Source organism: Pseudomonas sp. S3_E10 (genome assembly GCF_054667615.1).
The window spans coordinates 1,739,336-1,760,552 of the sequence record NZ_CP162743.1; the positions used below are offsets into that span (position 1 = coordinate 1,739,336).

General features: G+C 62.2%; 18 protein-coding genes. 7 read left to right on the plus strand and 11 right to left on the minus strand.

Annotation, left to right across the window (positions count from 1 at the left end; genetic code table 11):
• Window position 1: 1 nt before the first annotated feature.
• Together AB4N98_RS07770 and AB4N98_RS07775 are read left to right on the plus strand one after the other, a co-directional pair.
• Window positions 2–484: a GNAT family N-acetyltransferase gene (locus AB4N98_RS07770; protein WP_068931969.1), complete on the plus strand. Its 483-nt coding sequence runs from the start codon at window positions 2–4 to the stop codon at window positions 482–484.
• A 108-nt stretch (window positions 485–592) separates the two neighbouring features.
• Complete coding sequence (locus AB4N98_RS07775) at window positions 593–1,336, plus strand: YkgJ family cysteine cluster protein (RefSeq protein WP_017526192.1); 744 nt, start codon at window positions 593–595, stop codon at window positions 1,334–1,336.
• A 2-nt stretch (window positions 1,337–1,338) separates the two neighbouring features.
• Here AB4N98_RS07775 and AB4N98_RS07780 read toward each other — a convergent pair whose 3' ends face one another.
• Window positions 1,339–2,121, minus strand: a complete 783-nt coding sequence (locus AB4N98_RS07780; RefSeq protein ID WP_026067130.1) for a transporter substrate-binding domain-containing protein — start codon at window positions 2,119–2,121, stop codon at window positions 1,339–1,341.
• 165 nt (window positions 2,122–2,286) lie between these two features.
• On the minus strand, window positions 2,287–2,520 hold the full coding sequence (locus tag AB4N98_RS07785) for a hypothetical protein (RefSeq protein ID WP_017526190.1): 234 nt from the start codon (window positions 2,518–2,520) through the stop codon (window positions 2,287–2,289).
• Between the two features lie 215 nt (window positions 2,521–2,735).
• On the opposite strand from AB4N98_RS07785, the gene AB4N98_RS07790 reads away from it, so the two are divergent.
• From AB4N98_RS07790 to AB4N98_RS07810, 5 genes are all read left to right on the plus strand, one after another.
• The gene (locus AB4N98_RS07790) at window positions 2,736–3,902 is read left to right on the plus strand and encodes an efflux RND transporter periplasmic adaptor subunit (RefSeq protein ID WP_460149354.1); all 1,167 of its coding nucleotides are present in this window, start codon (window positions 2,736–2,738) and stop codon (window positions 3,900–3,902) included.
• On the plus strand, window positions 3,899–6,988 hold the full coding sequence (locus AB4N98_RS07795; RefSeq protein ID WP_460149355.1) for a multidrug efflux RND transporter permease subunit: 3,090 nt from the start codon (window positions 3,899–3,901) through the stop codon (window positions 6,986–6,988). Before AB4N98_RS07790 ends, AB4N98_RS07795 begins: the two co-directional genes overlap by 4 nt.
• Window positions 6,989–6,997: 9 nt before the next feature.
• Window positions 6,998–7,675 (plus strand): heavy metal response regulator transcription factor, encoded by a 678-nt coding sequence (locus AB4N98_RS07800; protein ID WP_017526187.1) that lies wholly within the window; start codon window positions 6,998–7,000, stop codon window positions 7,673–7,675.
• Window positions 7,665–9,029, plus strand: a complete 1,365-nt coding sequence (locus AB4N98_RS07805) for a heavy metal sensor histidine kinase (protein ID WP_017526186.1) — start codon at window positions 7,665–7,667, stop codon at window positions 9,027–9,029. The genes AB4N98_RS07800 and AB4N98_RS07805 overlap by 11 nt, the downstream gene beginning before the upstream one ends.
• 134 nt (window positions 9,030–9,163) lie before the next feature.
• Window positions 9,164–10,657: a sensor domain-containing diguanylate cyclase gene (locus tag AB4N98_RS07810; protein ID WP_065877270.1), complete on the plus strand. Its 1,494-nt coding sequence runs from the start codon at window positions 9,164–9,166 to the stop codon at window positions 10,655–10,657.
• A 91-nt stretch (window positions 10,658–10,748) separates the two neighbouring features.
• Here AB4N98_RS07810 and lpxC read toward each other — a convergent pair whose 3' ends face one another.
• The 9 genes from lpxC to murD all read right to left on the minus strand — a co-directional run bounded on the left by lpxC (window position 10,749) and on the right by murD (window position 21,213).
• Entirely contained in the window at window positions 10,749–11,660 is a 912-nt protein-coding gene (gene lpxC, locus AB4N98_RS07815; RefSeq protein WP_003171886.1) for a UDP-3-O-acyl-N-acetylglucosamine deacetylase, read from the minus strand.
• Window positions 11,661–11,772: 112 nt separating this feature from the next.
• Window positions 11,773–12,978 (minus strand): cell division protein FtsZ, encoded by a 1,206-nt coding sequence (gene ftsZ, locus AB4N98_RS07820; protein ID WP_017526184.1) that lies wholly within the window; start codon window positions 12,976–12,978, stop codon window positions 11,773–11,775.
• A gap of 66 nt (window positions 12,979–13,044) precedes the next feature.
• Window positions 13,045–14,307 (minus strand): cell division protein FtsA, encoded by a 1,263-nt coding sequence (ftsA, locus tag AB4N98_RS07825; RefSeq protein ID WP_017526183.1) that lies wholly within the window; start codon window positions 14,305–14,307, stop codon window positions 13,045–13,047.
• A 15-nt stretch (window positions 14,308–14,322) separates the two neighbouring features.
• On the minus strand, window positions 14,323–15,192 hold the full coding sequence (locus tag AB4N98_RS07830) for a cell division protein FtsQ/DivIB (protein WP_017526182.1): 870 nt from the start codon (window positions 15,190–15,192) through the stop codon (window positions 14,323–14,325).
• Between the two features lie 3 nt (window positions 15,193–15,195).
• Complete coding sequence (locus AB4N98_RS07835) at window positions 15,196–16,152, minus strand: D-alanine--D-alanine ligase (RefSeq protein WP_017526181.1); 957 nt, start codon at window positions 16,150–16,152, stop codon at window positions 15,196–15,198.
• Window positions 16,149–17,594 carry a UDP-N-acetylmuramate--L-alanine ligase gene (gene murC, locus AB4N98_RS07840; RefSeq protein WP_017526180.1) on the minus strand — a complete coding sequence of 482 codons (1,446 nt, stop codon included), beginning with the start codon at window positions 17,592–17,594 and terminating at the stop codon, window positions 16,149–16,151. The genes AB4N98_RS07835 and murC overlap by 4 nt, the downstream gene beginning before the upstream one ends.
• A complete protein-coding gene (murG, locus tag AB4N98_RS07845; RefSeq protein WP_065877271.1) occupies window positions 17,587–18,657 on the minus strand; it encodes an undecaprenyldiphospho-muramoylpentapeptide beta-N-acetylglucosaminyltransferase in 1,071 nt (356 codons plus the stop codon). The genes murC and murG overlap by 8 nt, the downstream gene beginning before the upstream one ends.
• A complete protein-coding gene (gene ftsW, locus AB4N98_RS07850) occupies window positions 18,647–19,870 on the minus strand; it encodes a putative lipid II flippase FtsW (protein WP_017526178.1) in 1,224 nt (407 codons plus the stop codon). Before ftsW ends, murG begins: the two co-directional genes overlap by 11 nt.
• Entirely contained in the window at window positions 19,867–21,213 is a 1,347-nt protein-coding gene (gene murD / locus AB4N98_RS07855) for a UDP-N-acetylmuramoyl-L-alanine--D-glutamate ligase (protein ID WP_460149358.1), read from the minus strand. The genes ftsW and murD overlap by 4 nt, the downstream gene beginning before the upstream one ends.
• Between the last annotated feature and the right edge of the window lie 4 nt (window positions 21,214–21,217).

Below are 21,217 nucleotides of genomic sequence, written 5' to 3' on the forward strand. Positions count from 1 at the left end.
GGTGCCTGAGTACTTCCAGCTGCTGCGCCGCGACCTGCGCGGCAGCCTGCCCGCGCCACAGTGGCCGGCCTGTACGCGGCTGGACCACTACCGCGACGACCTGGCCCCGGCGATTCACGCGGTGTTGAGCATGACCCAGAACCAGGGCGGCGGCCGCGTTCCCCATCTGTCGGCCTGGCAGCAGCAGTTCGTGACCGATGCGGAGTTCGACCCTGCGTTGTGCCTGGTGGCCAGCAACGACCAGGGCATCCTCGGCGTGGCCCAATGCTGGACCAGCGCCTTTATCAAAAACCTCGCTGTGCACCCGTGTGCCCAGGGCCAGGGGTTGGGCCGCGCGCTGTTGCTGCACAGCTTCCAGGTGTTCAAACAACGCGGCGAAGCTTACGTCGACCTCAAGGTAGTGGAGAGCAACCTGCGTGCCCGGCGGCTGTATGAAAGTGCGGGCATGGTGTTGGTGTTGCGGGATGTGCTCAGCGAAGACTGAAAGGTGCTGGCGCATAACTTGCTTCCAGAGCACTGCAACGGTGCCAAGAGGTAAAAACCCGTCACCGTTCCTGCGCCCCCCCTGACCTAGCCTGGTGACAGATCCGCGATGAATACCCACTTTTCCTGTGTCGGCTGCGGCAAATGCTGCAGCGACCACCATGTGCCCCTGACCCTCGACGAAGCCCGTATGTGGGCGGCGGACGGCGGTAACGTCATCGTGCTGGTGGAGGGTTTCCTCGGCAATGGCCTGGGCTTGGCGCTGCAACAACACGAGCACGCCGAGCGCCGTTCGGTGAGGGTGCCCAGCGGCAGCACCGAGGCGTTCGTGGCGATCACCTTTGCCGCCTACAACGCCGGGCGCTGCCGGAATCTTGACGCAGACAACCTGTGCCGCATCTATGAACGCCGCCCGTTGGTATGCCGCATTTATCCCATGGAGATCAACCCGCACATCCCGCTCAACCCCGCCGCCAAGGAGTGCCCACCGCAATCCTGGGAACAGGGCCCTGCGCTGATCGTGGGTGGCGAGTTGGTCGACCTGGAATTGGCCGAGCTGATCGGCCGCTCGCGCCAGGCCGACCGCGACGACGTGCAGACCAAAGAAGCGGTGTGCGCGTTGCTGGGCATACGCACCACCGCACTCAAGGGCGATGGGTTTACCGCATACCTGCCGGACATGGGCGCGTTTGCCCAGGCGCTTGAGCGGGCGGGCGACCAACCGTGCGTGGCCAACGAGTGGGTATTTCATGTGTCCGGCATGGATATCGCCGAACAGTTGCTGGATGCGGGAGCGCAGATTGCCACCGAAGTACCGGCCAATTATGCGTTTATCCCGCTCAGGGCTGCCTGAACTCAGGGCATCGCAACGGGCGCGTCCAGGCGGTAGGGCTTGATGATCCTTTGGTACTCGCCATTGCGGATCAGTTGTTCAAGGGCGCGGTTGAGCGCGTCGCGCAAGGCGATATCGGGCTTGCGCACCGCGATTGCCACGCCATCGCCCAACAACGCAGCCGAAACGGCGGGGCCCAGGAAGTCGAATTCCTTGCCCTCGGGCTTGTCGAGCAAGGCTTCACGTATTTCCACGGTGCCTTGCAGGGTTGCATCGATTTCGCCCGCCACCAGGCTGCGCACCAGGTCGTCATTGAGCCAGAAGCATTTGATGACAACCCCTCTCGGCGCCCATTTCGCAAGAACGAACGTCGCGCGGTTACTGCCCAGCAATACGCCCACCCGCTTGCCCTCGAGGGATTGCACGTTGGGCAACAGGCCCGATGTCTTGCGCGCCACCAGGCGCGTGGTGAAGGGGTAGAGGTTATCGGTGAAACTCGCCCAGCGACGCCGTTTCGAGGTAGGCGCCATGCCCATGATCGCGTCCAAATGCCTGGATTCCAGGGCGCGGAAGTCCTCGACAATCACCTGGTCGACCCAGGTGCAGCGCACATTCAACTGCTCGCACAACGCGTTGCCCAGCTCGATGTTCAGGCCTACCAACTGCCCTTGCGGGTTGCGGCTCTGAAAGGGGGGGAATTGCGCGGCAACGCCAAAACGGATTTCGCGTCGGGGTGAGTCGCCGGCCGCCACGGTATCCACCGAGAACATCAGGGCAAGCATTACACAGATGTGTATCAGGGCCACGGGAAACGTCCTTTTCCGAAAAGAGCAGCCTCGCCACACCCGCTCGGTAAACCGTGCGGGACAGCAAGGGCTGTGCAAGCTTTCAAGAAACGGACGTAGGCCTACAATCAGAAATCTCAGCAGGTTTTGTAGGCAAGAGTCGATGCAGCGTACGACTATTTAACCTCAGCGTTTACCCATGGAGCGGCGTGTACCCGGCGGCGCCATGCCCGGCGACTTGGTGTGACCGTTCTTGGCGCCGTTCTTGTACCAAGGCTGGGCCGCCTGCTTGGCGCCAGCCAGTTCACCCGGTTTGAACGGAAACTTGAACGCCGGGATCTCGGCTTTTTCAACGCCATCGGCGCTGGCCGGATCGACGATGTCGGCCGCTTCAACAGGAGGTTGTGTCGGGGAAGTCATGGAAGCTCCGGAGCGTGCAAAAAATGAGGCGGGGCCGACTTGCGGGCCGCACTGGCACGCAGTATACCTGCGCGCTTCGGATCTTTAACCACCGCCTGTACGAATGGTCCAGCGTTTGCTGACAGCGCTGTCAGTTAGCAGTCACCGTGCTGACCGGATCACAGGGTTATAAAGACCGCTCACTCTCCCCATCCTTTGTCCCCGGCGCCTCATCCATGCAGATTCGACCAAAAACCGCCTTGATCGTGGGTGTACTTGTGGTAACGGCGGTTGCGGCATGGGCGCTGAACCGCCCGGCCAAGGCCAAACTGGCGGCGCCCACGGCGACTCCGGTACGGGTGGTGAGCGTGGCGCAACAGGATGTCCCGCGGTTTGTCAGCGGTATCGGCACCGTGTTATCGCTGCACAGCGTGGTGATTCGTCCGCAGGTCGACGGCATCCTCACCCAGTTGCTGGTCAAGGAAGGGCAATGGGTCAAGGCCGGCGACCTCCTGGCCAGAATCGATGATCGCTCGATCCGCGCCAGCCTCGACCAGGCCAGGGCGCAACTGGGTGAGAGCCAGGCACAACTGCAAGTGGCACTGGTCAACCTCAAGCGCTACAAGGAACTGAGCGTGGACGATGGCGTGTCCAGGCAGACCTATGACCAGCAACAAGCCCTGGTCAACCAGTTGAAGGCCACCGCCCAGGGCAACCAGGCGGCGATTGATTCGGCTCAGGTACAGCTTTCCTACACTCAGATTCGCTCGCCGGTCAGTGGCCGCGTCGGCATCCGCAATGTGGATGAAGGTAATTTCCTGCGGACCAGCGATACCCAAGGCCTGTTTTCGGTGACTCAGATCGACCCGATTGCCGTCGAGTTCTTCCTGCCGCAACAGATGCTGCCCACCCTGCAAGGCCTGCTCGGCGCCCCCACCCAAGCCCGTGTCGACGCTTACCTGGGCGCCGACACCGACGGCCGGACCGGCGACTTGCTCGCTGAAGGCCACTTGAGCCTGATCGACAACCAGGTCAGCTCAACCACCGGTACCCTGCGCGCCAAGGCAACGTTCAACAACGCGTCGCAACGCCTGTGGCCGGGGCAACTGGTGACCATCAAGATCCAGACCGCCCTCGACAAAAACGCCCTGGTGGTGCCGCCAACCGTGGTGCAACGCGGCCTGGACTCGCACTTCGTGTACCGGGTCAAAGGCGACAAGGTCGAGGCAGTACCGGTGCAAGTGGCCTATCAAGACAGCGACATCAACATCATCAAAGGGGTACAGGCCGGTGACGTGCTAGTCAGCGATGGCCAGTCGCGGCTCAAGGCCGGCGCGCAAGTGGAGGTGCTCAAAGAGCCGCCGCAATTGATCCAGACGGTCGACGCCAAGGTGCAGCCGTGAGTCGCTCGCCATCGGCATGGTGTGTCGACCACCCGGTCGCCACCCTGCTGCTGACCTTCGCCCTGGTGCTGCTCGGGATGATTGCCTTCCCCCGACTGGCCATCGCGCCACTGCCCGAGGCGGAATTTCCGACCATCCAGGTGACCGCACAATTGCCCGGAGCCAGCCCCGACACCATGGCCTCCTCGGTGGCCACGCCTTTGGAGGTGCAATTCAGCGCCATCCCCGGCGTCACCCAAATGACCTCCAGCAGCGCCTTGGGCTCCAGCCTCTTGACCCTGCAATTTACCCTCAACAAGAGCATCGACACCGCCGCGCAAGAAGTGCAGGCGGCCATCAACACCGCAGCCGGCAAACTGCCCAGCGACATGCCGAGCCTGCCGACCTGGAAGAAGGTCAACCCGGCGGACAGCCCGGTGCTGATCCTCAGCGTCAGCTCCGACAGCATGCCCAGCACCGAACTGAGCGACTACGTGGAAACCCTGCTCGCCCGGCAGATCAGCCAGATCGACGGTGTGGGGCAGATCAACATCACCGGCCAGCAACGCCCGGCGATCCGCGTGCAGGCGTCACCCGATAAACTCGCGGCCATTGGCCTGACACTCGCCGATGTGCGCCTGGCCATCCAGCAATCGAGCCTCAACCTGGCGAAGGGGGCCATCTACGGCGAGAACAGCGTATCGACGCTCTCGACCAACGATCAGCTGTTTCACTCCGAGGACTACGCCCAACTGATCGTGTCCTACAAAAATGGCGCACCGGTTCAATTGCGCGATATCGCCAAAGTCATCAACGGCTCGGAAAACGCCTACGTACAGGCCTGGTCCGGTGACACGCCGGGGGTCAATCTGGTGATTTCGCGCCAGCCCGGCGCGAATATCGTCGAGACCGTGGACCGCATTCAAGCCGAGTTGCCGCGCCTGCAAGCCATGTTGCCGGCCTCGGTGCAGGTCAGCGTGTTGAGCGACCGTACCAAGACCATCCGCGCGTCCCTGCATGAAGTGGAAGTGACCCTGCTGATCGCGATTCTGCTGGTGGTGGCGGTGATGGCGTTGTTCCTGCGCCAATTGTCGGCGACGCTGATTGTGTCCAGCGTGCTCGGCGTGTCGCTGGTGGCCAGTTTTGCGCTGATGTACCTGATGGGTTTCAGCCTGAATAACCTGACCCTGGTGGCGATCGTCATTGCCGTGGGCTTTGTGGTGGACGATGCCATCGTGGTGGTGGAGAACATCCATCGCCACCTGGAGGCCGGGCTCGACAAGCGCGAAGCGGCAATCAAGGGCGCCGGCGAGATCGGTTTTACCGTGGTCTCCATCAGCTTCTCGCTGGTGGCGGCCTTTATCCCGCTGCTGTTCATGGGCGGCGTGGTCGGGCGCTTGTTCAAGGAATTTGCGTTGACGGCGACCTCGACCATCCTGATTTCGGTGGTGGTCTCGTTGACCCTGGCGCCGACCCTGGCCGCACTGTTCATGCGCGCGCCCACTCACCCCGGCCACGACAAACCCGGCTTCAGCGAACGCCTGCTGGCCGGTTATGCACGCAACCTGCGCCGTGCCCTGGCGCATCAACGCAGCATGGCCGCGCTCTTCATCATGACGTTGGCCCTGGCCGTGGTCGGCTACGTGTTTATCCCCAAGGGTTTCTTTCCGGTGCAAGACACCGGCTTTGTACTCGGCACCAGCGAAGCGGCGGCCGACGTGTCGTACCCGGACATGGTCGCCAAGCACAAAGCCCTGGCCCAGATCATCCAGGACGACCCGGCGGTGCAGGCGTTTTCCCATTCGGTGGGCGTGACCGGCAGCAACCAGACCATCGCCAACGGCCGCTTCTGGATTGCGTTGAAAGATCGCGGTAATCGCGATGTGTCCGCCAGCCAGTTCATCGACCGCATCCGTACGAAACTGGCAAAGGTGCCTGGCATCGTGCTGTACCTGCGCGCGGGGCAAGACATCAACCTCAGCTCCGGCCCCAGCCGCGCCCAGTACCAATATGTGCTCAAGAGCAACGACGGCGCGACGCTCAATACCTGGACCCAGCGCCTGACCGAAAAACTGCGCGCCAACCCGGCGTTTCGCGACCTGTCCAACGACCTGCAACTGGGCGGCAGCATCACCCACATCAGCATCGACCGGCAGGCCGCCGCCCGCTTCGGCCTGACCGCCACCGATGTCGACCAGGCCCTTTACGACGCCTTCGGCCAGCGCCAGATCAACGAGTTCCAGACCGAGATCAACCAATACCAGGTGGTGCTGGAACTGGACACCCAACAACGCGGCAAGGCCGAGAGCCTGAACTACTTCTACCTGCGCTCGCCCCTCACCAACGAGATGGTGCCGCTGTCGGCGTTGGCCAAGGTCGACCCGCCCACCGTGGGCCCGTTGTCCATCAGCCATGACGGTATGTTCCCGGCCGCCAACCTGTCGTTCAACCTGGCGCCCGGCGTGGCGTTGGGCGATGCGGTGATCATGCTCAACCAGGCCAAGAACGACATCGGCATGCCGGCCACCCTGATCGGCAACTTCCAGGGCGCGGCCCAGGCGTTCCAGAGTTCGCTGGCCAGCCAGCCGTGGCTGATCCTCGCGGCGCTGGTGGCGGTCTACATTATTTTGGGGGTGTTGTACGAGAGCTTCGTGCACCCGCTGACGATTATTTCCACCTTGCCCTCGGCGGGTTTGGGCGCGCTGATCATGCTGTGGCTGATGGGCCAGGACTTTTCGATCATGGCGCTGATCGGCCTGGTGCTGTTGATCGGCATCGTCAAGAAGAACGGCATCCTGATGATCGACTTCGCCCTGGAAGCCCAGCGCGTGCGCGGGTTGGCGCCGCAGGACGCGATTTATGAAGCCTGCGTGACGCGGTTCCGCCCCATCATCATGACCACGCTCGCCGCCCTGCTCGGCGCGGTGCCGCTGATGCTCGGCAGCGGCCCCGGCGCGGAACTGCGCCAACCGTTGGGCATCGCGGTGGTCGGCGGCCTGCTGGTAAGCCAGGCGCTGACGCTATTCACCACGCCGGTCATATACTTGTACCTCGAAAAATTCTTCCACCGACCCAAACCAACGCTCGCGTTGGCGACCACAGATTGAGGCGGTGTCATGCGCGTCCTGATTGTTGAAGATGAAGAAAAAACCGCCGACTACCTGCACCGTGGCCTGACGGAACAGGGCTACACCGTCGACGTGGCCCGCGAAGGCGTCGAGGGCCTGCACCTGGCGCTGGAAAACGATTACGCGGTAATCGTGCTCGATGTGATGCTGCCCGGCCTCGACGGCTTTGGCGTGCTGCGAGCCTTGCGCGCGCGCAAGCAGACGCCGGTGATCATGCTCACCGCCCGTGAACGCGTGGAAGACCGCATTCGCGGCCTGCGCGAAGGCGCCGACGATTACCTGGGCAAGCCGTTTTCGTTCCTGGAGCTGGTGGCGCGCCTGCAAGCCCTGACCCGGCGCAGTGGCGGCCACGAGCCGGTGCAAGTCACGGTTGCCGACTTGTGGATCGACTTGATCAGCCGCAAGGCCAGCCGCAACGGCGTGCGCCTGGACCTGACCGCCAAAGAGTTTTCGCTGCTCAGCGTACTGGCGCGGCGCCAGGGCGAAATCCTGTCGAAAACGGCGATTGCAGAGATGGTCTGGGACATCAATTTCGACAGCGACGCCAACGTGGTCGAAGTCGCGATCAAGCGCCTGCGCGCCAAGCTGGACGGGCCGTTCGAACATAAGCTGCTGCACACCATCCGCGGCATGGGCTACGTGCTGGAGAACCGCAGTGTCAACTAACTCCATCGCCCTGCGCCTGAGCGGCATGTTCACCTTGGTGGCGCTGCTGATCTTTGTGTTGATCGGCGGCGCGCTCTATCAACAGGTGGACCGTGGCCTCGGCCTGTTGCCGGGGGCGGAGTTGGACGCGCGCTACAGCGTGCTGGAGTCATCGGTCAATCGCTTCGGCACGCCCGAGCATTGGCTGAAGATCAAGGCCAAGCTCAAGCTGCTGGGGGAGGAAGACAAGCGTATCCGTTTCTGGGTGGTCAGCACTGACCCGAGCTACGAATACGGTGAGCCGGACGCGCAGATCCGAGCCTTCGCCCAAGGCGCCACGGGTAAACGCGACTTGCACCTGCCCGGCTACGCTTACCCCTTCAAAGTGCTGGTAAGCCAGTTCCCGGCCAAGGAGCAACGCCCGCCACTGCGCTTCATGATTGCCATCGACACCGAAAATTTCCGCGCGACCCAACATCACTTACTGGTGGCGCTGGTCAGCCTGGCGTTGGTCGGCGTGGTACTGGCGGCGCTGCTGGGCTTCTGGGTCTCGCGCCTCGGTCTCAAGCCGCTGGAAAAACTGTCCGAGGAAGCGCAAAAACTTGCGCCGCCCAAACTCTCCGGGCGCCTGCAACTGTCGCCATTGCCGCCGGAGCTCAAGCAATTCGTCAACTCGTTCAACGCCACCCTCGACCGCGTCGAGCAGGCGTATTCGCGCCTTGAGTCGTTCAATGCCGACGTGGCCCATGAACTGCGCTCGCCATTGACCAACCTGATCGGCCAGACCCAAGTGGCGCTGACGCGTGGGCGGTCCGCCGAGCATTACCTGGAGGTGCTGGAATCCAACCTGGAAGAGCTGGAACGCCTGCGCTCGATTATCAACGACATGTTGTTTCTGGCCAGCGCCGACCAGGGCACCAAGGCCACCAAACTGATCGAAAGCTCCCTGGCCGATGAAGTGGCAACTACCCTCGACTATTTGGACTTCATCCTTGAGGACGCCCAGGTGCGGGTGCAGGTCAAGGGCGATGCGCAGGTACAGATCGAAAAAGCCCACCTGCGCCGTGCGCTGATCAACCTGCTGAGCAATGCGGTGCAGCACACCGCGCCGGGGCAGGTCATCGAAGTCAACATCGACGTGCGGGACCGTCAGGTAGCCATCGGCGTGACCAACCCTGGCGAGGCGATTGCCAGCGAGCACCTGCCGCGGCTGTTCGAGCGTTTCTATCGGGTGGACGCCTCGCGCAGTAACAGCGGCGCCAATCACGGGCTGGGCCTGGCCATCGTCAAGGCGATTGCGCTGATGCATGGCGGCGATGTGTTCGTACACAGCGACAGCCACGGCAATACCTTTGGCATTACGCTGCCGGCCTGATCAACTCGCCCTTCATAGTGGGTCGTCTATCCGTCAGCGGTGTTTTAAGGCGCCGATCTTTCTTTTTAACCCGCTATTTAATTTTCGTCGGGTAGAACTAAACTGCCAGCATTCACACCGCTGAAGTCCGCCCGATGAGTCAACGCCGTCGTCATCCCCGCACTGCACACCCCGAGCTGCTATTGATTCTGGGCAGCGGCCTGACCGTCGTCCTGATCGTGGTGATCGTGGCGGCGTTGTTGATCCGCGAACATGCCAGCACCTTGCAGGCGGCCACGCGCGCGACCACCAACATCGCCCAGTTGATCAATGCCGATGTGTTGCGCAACGTCGAACTCTACGACCTGGCGCTCAAAGGGCTGATCGCCGCCAAACAACGCGAAGACCTGGCCCAGGTGACGCCGAGCATTCAACACCTGGTGCAATTTGATTTATCCACCGCCGCGCCGTTCAAAGGCGAAGTGTTGCTGCTGGACGCCGATGGCACTGTCATCGCCGACTCCTCGACCCTGCACCCTACGCCCCGCAACTTCGCCGACCGTGACTATTTCCAGGTGCATGTGAGAGAGCCGCAGACCGGCTTGTTTATCAGTCGGCCGTTCAAGATTGATTGCGACTGCGAGCAGGTATGGCGCATGGCATTCAGCCGGCGCGTATCAGGCCCCAACGGTGAGTTTATCGGCGTTGCGGTGGCAACCATGCGCCTGGCGTATTTCGATCAGTTGTTCAGCACCCTCACGATCGGCAACAGCAGCAGCGTCAACCTGCTCAACAACAGGGGCATCCTGCTGGCCCAGCAGCCACTGCTCGAACGCGACATGATCGACAAGGACTTGAGCGATCGACCGAATTTCAAACGCATTCTGCGCGAAGGCATGGGCAGCTTTCAGGCGATCTCGGCCATCAGCGGCAAGGAGCGCCTGTACACCTTCACCAACGTTGGCGAGCTGCCGCTGATCGTGGTGGTGGCCTTGTCCAGTGACGATGTTTTCGCCCCCTGGAGACGTGCGGCCCTGCTGACCAGCGGCGCGACCGGCATCCTCTGTATCGGCTTGCTATGGCTTACCTGGATGTTGCGTCGCGAACTGCGGCGCCGCTTTCGCGCCGAACGGGTGCTGTCAGAACTGGCAGCCACCGACGCCCTGACCGGCCTGGCCAATCGTCGCACCCTGGATGAGCGCCTGCGCCTGGAATGGGACCGCGCCCAACGCTCGACGGAGCCGCTGACGCTGCTGATGATCGACGTAGACCACTTCAAAGCGTTCAACGATCGTCATGGCCATCAAGGTGGCGACGAAGCCTTGCGCACAGTTGCCCAGGTGATCGGCAGCAACATCCGCCGACCTGCCGACCTGGCGGCGCGGTATGGCGGGGAAGAGTTTGCGGTGGTGTTGCCGAACACCGATGCCAAGGGCGCCTGGCTGATTGCCGAACATATTCGCAGCAGCGTCGAGCATTTGCCGCGGGTGGCCGGGGATCAACGCCCCATTACCGTGAGTATTGGCATGAGCACTTGGCACAAGCGTAGTGGCACGCCATTGGAGGCTTTGCTGCTCAGCGCCGATCAGGCCTTGTACGAGGCCAAACACACGGGGCGCAATCGGATCGTGGATGCGGACGGGCTCTAACCCGGCTTCGCAAACGTGCTCACATAAAAATGGATATAAAAAAAGGCCACCCGAAGGCAGCCTTTAAAAACTAAAGAAAGAGAGTTGTTACTTACACCGCCGCAACGGGACGCATGTAAGAGATCGGTGCGGTGCTGGCATCTTCGAAGGTCACGACTTCCCAAGCGTCTGTCTGCTCAATCAACTTGCGCAGCAGCTGGTTGTTAAGGGCGTGGCCCGACTTGAAGCCTTTGAACTCGCCTATCAGGCTATTGCCCAGCAGGTAGAGGTCACCGATTGCATCGAGGATCTTGTGCTTCACGAATTCGTCTTCGTAGCGAAGGCCGTCTTCGTTCAGTACACCATCCGCGTCGACCACAATGGCGTTTTCAACGCTGCCGCCGAGTGCGAGGTTGTGCTTGCGCAGGTACTCGATGTCACTCATGAAACCAAAGGTACGGGCGCGGCTGACTTCTTTTACGAACGAAGTGCTGGAAAAATCCACGCTTGCACTTTGGGTGCGGTCACGGAATACCGGGTGATCGAAATCGATCTCAAAGCTCACTTTAAAGCCTTCGAACGGGACGAAGGTGGCGCGCTTGTCGCCGTCTTCTACTGTCACTTCCCGCAGAATGCGAATGAACTTCTTGGCTGCGTCCTGTTCTTCCAGGCCGGCAGATTGAATCAAGAATACGAAGGGTCCAGCGCTGCCATCCATGATAGGGACTTCGGACGCGGAGAGCTCGACGTAGGCGTTATCGATGCCCAAACCGGCCATGGCCGAGAGCAAGTGCTCCACCGTGTCCACTTTGACGTCACCGTTGACCAACGTGGTCGACATAGTGGTTTCGCCAACGTTTTCCGCGCGAGCAGGAATCTGCACCACAGGGTCCAGGTCGGCACGCACAAACACGATGCCGGTGTCGACAGGTGCGGGCTTGAGGGTCAGGTAGACCTTCTCACCGGAGTGCAGACCTACACCTGTGGCACGAATAATATTCTTCAGGGTGCGTTGTTTAATCATGGCTTGGACCGCTTCAGCGCAAATTGCGAACTGGTATCAACAAAGGCTGGCGATAATAGCAGACCAGACCTTTGCTGAACACCAATCACCTTCATAGCCCTGATACATTCCATCAATCGGCCTGACGACGCAGGAATGCCGGGATGTCCAGGTAGTCCAGATCATCTTGCGGATTCGGGCTACGCGAGGCAGCAGCACCGGCCTGGGCCTGGTTGCGCATCACGGTCGGACGGTCCAGATCACGGTAGTTGACCGACGGCAGTTCCTGGCGCGAAGGCGCTGGGGCGGCAGCCGCTTGGCTCGCGTGGCTGGCTTGGCTGTTATGCAGCGTGTTGTCGATGACCTTCACAGGCTTCTCGATTTTTGCGCCCAGACCGGTTGCAACCACGGTCACGTGCAGCTCGTCGCGCATGTCCGGGTCGATGACGGTACCGACTTTGACCATGGCGTGCTCGGAAGCGAACGCTTCGATGATGCTACCCACGTCGGAGTACTCACCCAGGGACAGGTCGGGACCTGCGGTGATATTCACCAGGATGCCGCGTGCGCCTTGCAGGTTCACGTCTTCGAGCAGCGGGTTGCGGATGGCCGCTTCGGTGGCTTCACGCGCACGGTTAGGACCGCTGGCGCAGCCGGTGCCCATCATCGCCATGCCCATTTCGCTCATCACGGTACGGACGTCGGCAAAGTCGACGTTGATCATGCCTGGGCGCTTGATGATATCGGAGATACCGCGAACGGCACCGGCCAGTACATCGTCAGCCTTGGCGAATGCGGACAGCAAGCTTGCGTCCTTGCCCAGGATGGTCAGCAGCTTCTCGTTGGGAATGGTGATCAACGAGTCGACGCTTTCAGACAGCAGACGGATGCCCTCGTCGGCGATCTGCATGCGCTTGCGACCTTCGAACGGGAACGGACGGGTCACGACAGCAACCGTCAGGATCCCCATTTCCTTGGCCACTTCGGCAATGATCGGCGCAGCACCGGTACCGGTACCGCCGCCCATGCCGGTGGTGATGAACACCATGTTGGTGCCTTGCAGCACTTCGGCAATACGCTCGCGGTCTTCCAGGGCGGCTTGACGGCCGACTTCCGGATTGGCGCCGGCGCCGAGGCCCTTGGTCACGGCTGTGCCCAATTGCAGGATGGTCCGCGCGCCGATGCTTTTCAGCGCCTGGGCATCAGTGTTGGCGCAGATGAATTCAACGCCTTCAATGTTGCTCTTGACCATGTGGTTGACAGCGTTGCCGCCGCCACCGCCGACACCGATTACTTTGATAACCGGGCTAGCGGGGATGTTGTCTACGAGTTCAAACATGTTCCCTCTCCTTTCGTTTTCTCTAGTTTTTTCGCCTACTGCTTACTGCGGTGTTGCGGTAAATCTTTAGAAGTTGCCTTTGACCCATGCCTGCAGCCGCTCCAACAACGGCGCTTTCGCCTCGTCGTCACTGCGGTAGCTGTCACGGTTGCTCGGGCCCGACAGGGAAATGCCGTCGGTCTGCTTTTGCAGCCCGTACAACAGCAAGCCCACACCGGTGGAATAAATCGGGTTGCGCACCACGTCGCCCAGGCCTTTGACACCATGGGGCACGCCCAGGCGTACCGGCATGTGGAAGATTTCCTCGGCCAGCTCGACCGCGCCTTCCATCTTCGAGGTACCACCGGTCAGCACGATGCCGGCCGGGATCAGGTCTTCGTAGCCGCTGCGACGCAGTTCGGCCTGGATCAGCGTGAACAGTTCGTCGTAGCGCGGCTCGACCACTTCGGCCAGGGCCTGGCGCGACAGCTCGCGCGGCGGACGATCGCCCACGCTCGGCACCTTGATGGTTTCACCGGCACCGGCCAGCTTGGCCAGGGCACAGGCGTAGCGGATCTTGATTTCTTCGGCGTACTGGGTCGGCGTGCGCAACGCCATGGCGATGTCGTTGGTCACCTGGTCGCCGGCAATCGGGATCACGGCGGTGTGACGGATCGCACCTTCGGTGAAGATCGCGATGTCGGTGGTGCCGCCGCCGATGTCCACCAGGCACACGCCCAGTTCTTTTTCGTCGTCGGTCAGTACCGAGTAGGCCGAGGCCAGTTGCTCGAGAATGATGTCGTCGATTTCCAGGCCGCAGCGGCGCACGCATTTTTCAATGTTCTGTGCGGCGTTGACGGCGCAGGTCACCACATGGACCTTGGCTTCCAGGCGCACGCCCGACATACCCAGGGGCTCGCGAACGCCTTCCTGGTTATCGATCACGTAATCCTGCGGCAAGGTATGCAGTACGCGCTGATCGGCCGGGATCGCCACGGCCTGGGCAGCGTCGAGGACGCGCTCAAGGTCGGCCGAACTGACTTCGCGGTCGCGGATCGCCACGATGCCGTGGGAGTTCAGGCTGCGGATATGGTTGCCCGCCACGCCGACGAACGCCGAGTGGATCCGGCAACCGGCCATCAGCTGCGCTTCTTCGATGGCGCGCTGGATCGATTGCACGGTGGACTCGATGTTCACCACCACGCCCTTCTTCAGGCCCCGGGACGGATGCGTGCCAATACCGACGATTTCGATCGTGCCGTCTTCCCCGACCTCGCCCACCAGCGCCACCACCTTGGAGGTGCCGATATCGAGACCGACGATCATTTTGCCGCTTTGCACGTTTGCCATGGGTCCTGCCTCTTCTTAATTCTTCGCGACAGCGGGTTGCGCTGCCGTGGGCGCAGCCGGTTCACGCCAGCCGACGGCAAGGCCGTTGGCGTAACGCAGGTCGACGCTCGCAATGTTCGTAATCTGTTCTTTCAAGGTCTTGTCATAGATGGCGATGAAACGGCGCATCTTTTCCACCAAGCGGTCGCGTCCCAGCAACAACTGGATACCCGGGCCGGAACTGCCTGCCCCGGTCGTCAAAAACCAGCTGCCCCGTTCACGCAGTTCCAGGCGTGCAATGGAGAAGCCCAGTGGCCGCAGCATCTGGCTCAGGGCCTGGTACTGCTGCATCACTTGCTGCTGCGCCCGCTGCGGCCCGAACAGCTGCGGCAGGTGCTCGTAGTTGGCCAGCTCACGCGGGGTGAACGCCTGGCCCTGGTTATTCAACAGCGCCTCGTCACCCCAACGGGCCACGGGCAGTTGTTCTTCCAGGCGGATCGTCACTTGGTCCGGCCATACGCGGCGGACCTCGGCGTGGGCGATCCACGGCATCTGTTCCAGCTCAGCGCGCATGCCGGCCAGGTCGATGGTGAAGAAACTCGACGCCAGGAACGGGCCGATACGCTGCTGCACCGCCTGTTGGCTGATGTAACTCAAGTCCCCCTGCACGCTGATCTTGGTGATCGGCCGGTCGGCATACGGCAACAGGCGCTGTGCGCCTTCGTACGTGCCAAAGCCCAACACCACCAGCATCACCGGCCAGAACAGCGCCTTGAGGAAACCAAAGTTGGCTTTCGGCAGGCGCGCCGACATCGGCTCTTTAGCCACCATTCGACTGGCACCCCGGGGCACCGGTTTGCGGCTCGGTGCTTGAGGGGGCTGATGACGAAGCGATGCGCCTTTCATGTCTTAGCCTCTGGGCTCAATACTGTCGGCCAGGATCGCCAGCACCAACTGCTGGAAATCCAGACCGGCGGCACGGGCGGCCATGGGTACCAGGCTGTGGTCGGTCATGCCCGGCGCAGTGTTGACTTCCAGGAACCAGAAATTCCCTTGGTCGTCCTGCATCACGTCTGCCCGCGCCCAACCGGCGATACCCAGCGCCTCACAGGCTTTCGCCGTGAGGTCCATCAATTGCTGTTCCTTGGTTGCGTCAAGGCCACATGGGATCCGGTACTGGGTATCGGAAGCCACATACTTGGCGTCGTAGTCGTAAAACGTGTGGGGCGTGCCCAATGCGATAGGCGGCAATACCTGGCCACGCAGGGTGGCGATGGTGTACTCGGGACCCTGGATCCACTGTTCCACCAACACTTGCGAATCGTAGGTACTTGCCGCTTTCCATGCGTCGATCAATTCGGCGGCCGAGTTCACTTTGGCCATGCCGATACTGGAGCCTTCATGGGCAGGTTTGACGATCAAAGGCAGGCCCAGTTCCTTGGCTGCGCAAATACAATCGTCTTCGCTGCACAGCACGCTGTGACGCGGGGTTGGAATACCCAGGCTGTGCCACACCTGCTTGGTGCGCAATTTGTCCATCGCCAATGCCGAGGCGAGGATGCCGCTGCCGGTGTAAGGGATGCCGGCGCATTCCAGCAGGCCTTGCATGCTGCCGTCTTCACCGCCACGGCCGTGAAGAATGATAAAGGCGCGGTCGATCTTCTCGGCCTGCAAGCGCGCGAGGAAGTCATCGCCCACGTCGATGCCGAACGCGTTCACACCGGCGCTTTGCAGCGCTTGGAGCACGGCATTGCCGGACTTGAGCGACACTTCACGTTCGGCGCTCTTGCCGCCGAACAGCACGGCCACGCGACCGAAGTCGGCAGGCGTAACCGTTGAGAACAGGGAGGCGTAGTCAGTGATCATTTCGACTTCCCCTTCGCCGCGACAAACAGCGGGCTCGCCAACAGCTTCGGCGCAAGGCCGCCGATATCACCGGCCCCCTGGCACAGCAGGATGTCACCGGCGCGCAGCAGCGGCTTGACGATCGGCGCCAGGTCCACACCGCGCTCGATGTAGATCGGGTCCAACTGGCCACGCTGACGGATGCTGTTGCACAGCTTGCGGCTGTCGGCGCCCGGGATCGGTTCTTCACCGGCCGGGTAGACTTCCATCAACAGCAGCACGTTGGCATCGGCCAGTACATTGACGAAGTCGTCGTACAGGTCGCGGGTACGGCTGTAGCGGTGCGGCTGGTACACCATGACCAGGCGACGCTCCGGCCAGCCACCCCGCACGGCCTTGATCACCGCGGCGACTTCGGTCGGGTGGTGACCGTAGTCATCCACCAGCATCACGTCACCGCCGTCTACCGGCAACTGGCCGTAGACCTGGAAGCGACGGCCCACGCCGGCAAAACGCGACAGGCCTTCGACGATGGCTTCGTCGCTGACGCCTTCATCGGAGGCGATGCAGATGGTCGCCAGGGAGTTCAATACGTTGTGGTTGCCCGGCATGTTCACCGACACATCCAACGGCTCGCGATCAGGGCGCAGCACGGTAAAGAAGGTTTGCATGCCTTCCTGGCGTACATTGATCGCGCGCACGTCGGCGTCTTCGCTGAAGCCGTAGGTCACGGTCGGACGCTTGACCTGTGGCAGGATCTCACGCACCACCGGGTCGTCCAGGCACACCACCGCCAAACCGTAGAACGGCAGGTTGTGCAGGAACTCGACGAAGGTTTTCTTCAACTTGTTGAAGTCACCGTCGTAGGTAGCCATGTGGTCTTCGTCGATGTTGGTCACCACGGCGACCAGCGGTTGCAGGTGCAGGAAGCTCGCGTCGCTTTCATCGGCTTCGGCGATCAGGTAACGGCTGGTGCCGAGCTGGGCGTTGGTGCCGGCTGCATTCAGGCGGCCACCGATCACGAAGGTCGGGTCCAGGCCACCGGCGGCGAACACCGAGGCGATCAGGCTGGTGGTGGTGGTCTTGCCGTGGGTGCCGGCGACGGCGATGCCGTGGCGATAGCGCATCAGCTCGGCGAGCATCTCGGCGCGTGGCACCACGGGAATACGGCGTTCAAGGGCGGTGGCCACTTCCGGGTTGGAGGTGTTCACGGCACTGGACACTACCAGCACGTCGGCCTCGGCGGCGTTCTCGGAACGGTGGCCGATAAAGATCTGCGCGCCAAAGGACTTCAGGCGCTCGGTGACCGGCGACTCTTTCAAGTCCGAGCCGGATACCTGGTAGCCCAGGTTCAGCAGGACTTCGGCAATACCGCACATGCCCACGCCGCCGATACCGACGAAGTGGATGCGACGGATGCGGCGCATCTCGGGTTGCGGCATGGCTTTCTGATTCTCAACCATGGGCCACCTCCAGGCAGATATCGACCACGGTGCGGGTTGCGTCAGGTTTGGCCAGGCGGCTTGCGGTGCTCGCCATGCTGTTGAGTCGTTCGGGTTGCATCAAAACCTCAGTCAGGCGTGCGGCCAAATCGGCCGCGCCAGTCGTTCTTTGCGGCAGCAGGAAGGCAGCGCCCTCCCCGGCCAAATATTCGGCGTTGCGGGTCTGGTGATCGTCAATCGCATGGGGCAAAGGCACCAGCAAGGACGGCAGACCGGCGGCGGCCAGTTCACTGACGGTCAGCGCACCAGCGCGACAGACCACCAGGTCGGCCCAGCCATAGGCATGGGCCATGTCTTTGATGAAAGGCTGTACGTTCGCCTCGACACCGGCCTCGCGGTAGCGCGTGGCGGTCACTTCATCGTGGTTCTTGCCGGCCTGATGGAAGATCTCCGGGCGCAACTGTTCCGGCAGTTGCGCCACCGCTTCCGGCAGCAGCTTGTTCAATGGCTCGGCGCCCAGGCTTCCGCCCAGGATCAGCAAATGCGCCTTGCGCCCGGCCAATGCCTGACGCGCGATGTCCATAAACAGTTCGGTGCGCACCGGGTTGCCGGTGGTACGCCGCTTGCTCGATGCTCCAAAAGTGTTCGGGAACGCTTCGCACACCCGCGCGGCCAAGGGCACCAGCAACCGGTTGGCGGTACCGGCGACGGCATTTTGTTCGTGCACGATCACCGGCACGCCGGCGAGCTTGGCGGCCACACCGCCAGGCCCCGTCACATAACCGCCAAAACCGAGCACACACACCGGCTGCAATTCACGGATGATTTTGCGCGCCTGCCACACCGCCTTGAGCAACACAAACGGCGCCTTGAGCAGGGACAATTTGCCCTTGCCGCGCAGGCCGGTGACGTTGATCAGATGCAGCGGCAAACCGGCAGTGGGCACCAATTCGTTTTCGATGCCGCGCGGCGTACCCAACCAATGCACGGTGTAGCCACGGTTCTGGAATTCCCGCGCGCAAGCCAGGGCCGGGAACACGTGGCCCCCGGTGCCGCCCGCCATGATCAGCACATTAGCGCCCATGGGTCGGCTCCTCGGCGAAGTCGCTTTCGCTGAACTCCATGTCTTCGCTGCCCAGGTGGGTTCGACTCTCCCACTCGATGCGCAGCAACAAGCCCAGGCAGGCGCAGCAAATCACCAACGAACTGCCGCCATAACTGAGGAACGGCAAGGTCAGGCCCTTGGTCGGCAGCAAGCCGACGTTCACCCCGATGTTGATCAGGAACTGGCCGATCCACAGGAACGACAAGCCGTACGCCACGTAAGCGGCGAAATATTGTTTGGCCCTCTCGGCCCACAAGCCGATGTACATGCCGCGTACACACACGAACACGAACAGCGCGACGGTGCACAGCGAACCCACCACGCCCAGCTCTTCGGCGAGTACCGAAAACACGAAGTCGGTGTGCGCTTCGGGCAGGTAGAACTGCTTCTGCACGCTGTTGCCCAGGCCCACGCCCAGCCACTCGCCGCGACCAAAGGCGATCAACGCCTGGGTTAATTGGTAGCCGGAGCCGAACTGGTCGGACCAGGGGTCGGTAAAGGTAATCAGACGCGCCATTCGATAGGGTTGCGCCTGCACCAGGATGGTCACGGCGGCCACGGCCAGCACCACCATCAAACTGAAGCGGAACAGGCCCACGCCGCCCAGGAACAGCATCGCCGCCGCCGCCCCCATCATCACGACGGTGGCGCCGAAGTCCGGTTCCATCAGCAACAGGCCGGCCATGGGCAGCAGCACGATGAACGGCTTGAAGAAGCCCATCCAGCTTTCGCGCACTTCTTTCTGGCGGCGGACGAGGTAGCCGGCGAGGTAGATCACCACGAACACCTTGGCGATCTCCGACGGCTGCACGTTGAACGCACCGAAGCCGATCCAGCGCATCGAACCGTTCACCTCGCGGCCGATGCCCGGCAGGATCACCATGATCAGCAAGCCGAAGGCACCGATCAGCATCAGCCAACCCAGGCGTTGCCAGGTGGCGATGGGGATCATCATGGTCACGATGCACGCGCCCAGGCCGATGATCAGGTACACCAAGTGCCGGATCATCATGTAAAGGGTGTTGCCCGACTGTACGGCCGCCACTTCGGAAGAAGCCGAGGTGATCATCACCAGGCCCAGGCCCAGCAACGCGAGGCAACCGGCGAGCATCGGGAAATCGAGGTCAATGCCGCGCCCCGTGATGATCGGCGACGGGTAAGGCTTGATGATATTTCTGAAATCGATGCTCATGCCAAGCCCTCCACGGCGCGAGCGAACAACTGGCCGCGCTCTTCGTAGTTCTTGAACATGTCGAAACTGGCGCACGCCGGCGACAGCAGCACCGCATCGCCCGGCTGGGCCAGGGCCTGGCACTGGGCGATGGCATCGTCCAGGGACGTGGCGCGCACTTGCGGCACCGCATCACCCAGGGCAGCGGCGATCAAATCGGCATCGCGGCCCATCAACACCACGGCTCGGCAATGCGCGGCCACCGGTGCCTTGAGGTCTTTGAAATCAGCGCCCTTGCCGTCGCCACCGGCGATCAGCACCAGCTTGCCGTCGATATCGGCGCCAAGGCCTTCAATGGCGGCCAATGCGGCGCCCACGTTGGTGGCCTTGGAGTCGTTGTAATAGCTGACGCCATTGAGGTCGCGCACCCATTGGCAGCGATGTTCCAGGCCGCCGAAGGTGCGCAGGCTCGCGAGCATGGCGTCGAACGGCAGGCCCACGGCATGCCCCAGCGCCAAGGCGGCCAGGGCGTTGGATTGGTTATGGGCGCCGCGGATTTTCAGCTCGCGCACCGGCATCAGGTTCTGGAACTCGAAGGCCAGGTATTTCTCGCCGTTCTCTTCGCGGATGCCGAAGGCCTTGAAGTCGGGTTTGCCCAGGCCGAAGGTCCAGCAGGGCATGCCCTCGCCGATCAGCGGACGACTCAGGGCATCCTGGCGGTTGACCACAAACTGCTTGGCGCCGCGGAAGATCCGGTGCTTGGCCAGGTGATACGCGGGCAGGCCACTGTAACGGTCCATGTGGTCTTCGCTGACGTTCAACACCGTCGCGACTTCGGCGCCCAGGTCGTGGGTGGTTTCCAGTTGGAAACTCGACAGCTCCATTACATACAACTCGATGTCGTCGCTGAGCAGATCCAGCGCCGGCGTGCCGAGGTTACCGCCCACGGCCACGTGCTTGCCGGCCGCCATCGCCATGTCGCCGACCAGGGTGGTCACGGTGCTTTTGGCGTTGGAACCGCTGATGGCCACGATCGGTGCCTTCGCGTGGCGCGCGAACAGGTCGATATCGCCGGACAGCTTCACGCCACGCGCCGCTGCTGCTTGCAGGGCCGGTGTCGCCAGGGCCAGGCCAGGGCTCACGTAAAGCTCATCGGCGCGGCACAGAAACTCGACATCCAACTCGCCACAACGCACTTCCACGTGCGGGTAGTCACGGCGCAGCGTGACCAGCTCCGGTGGATTTTCCCGCGCGTCGGCCACGGCAAACGACGTGCCCCGGTTCGCCAGGAAGCGAACCAGGGACATGCCGCTCTTGCCGAGGCCGACAACGATGCGGAAGTGGTCTGAAGCGATCAGGGACACTCGT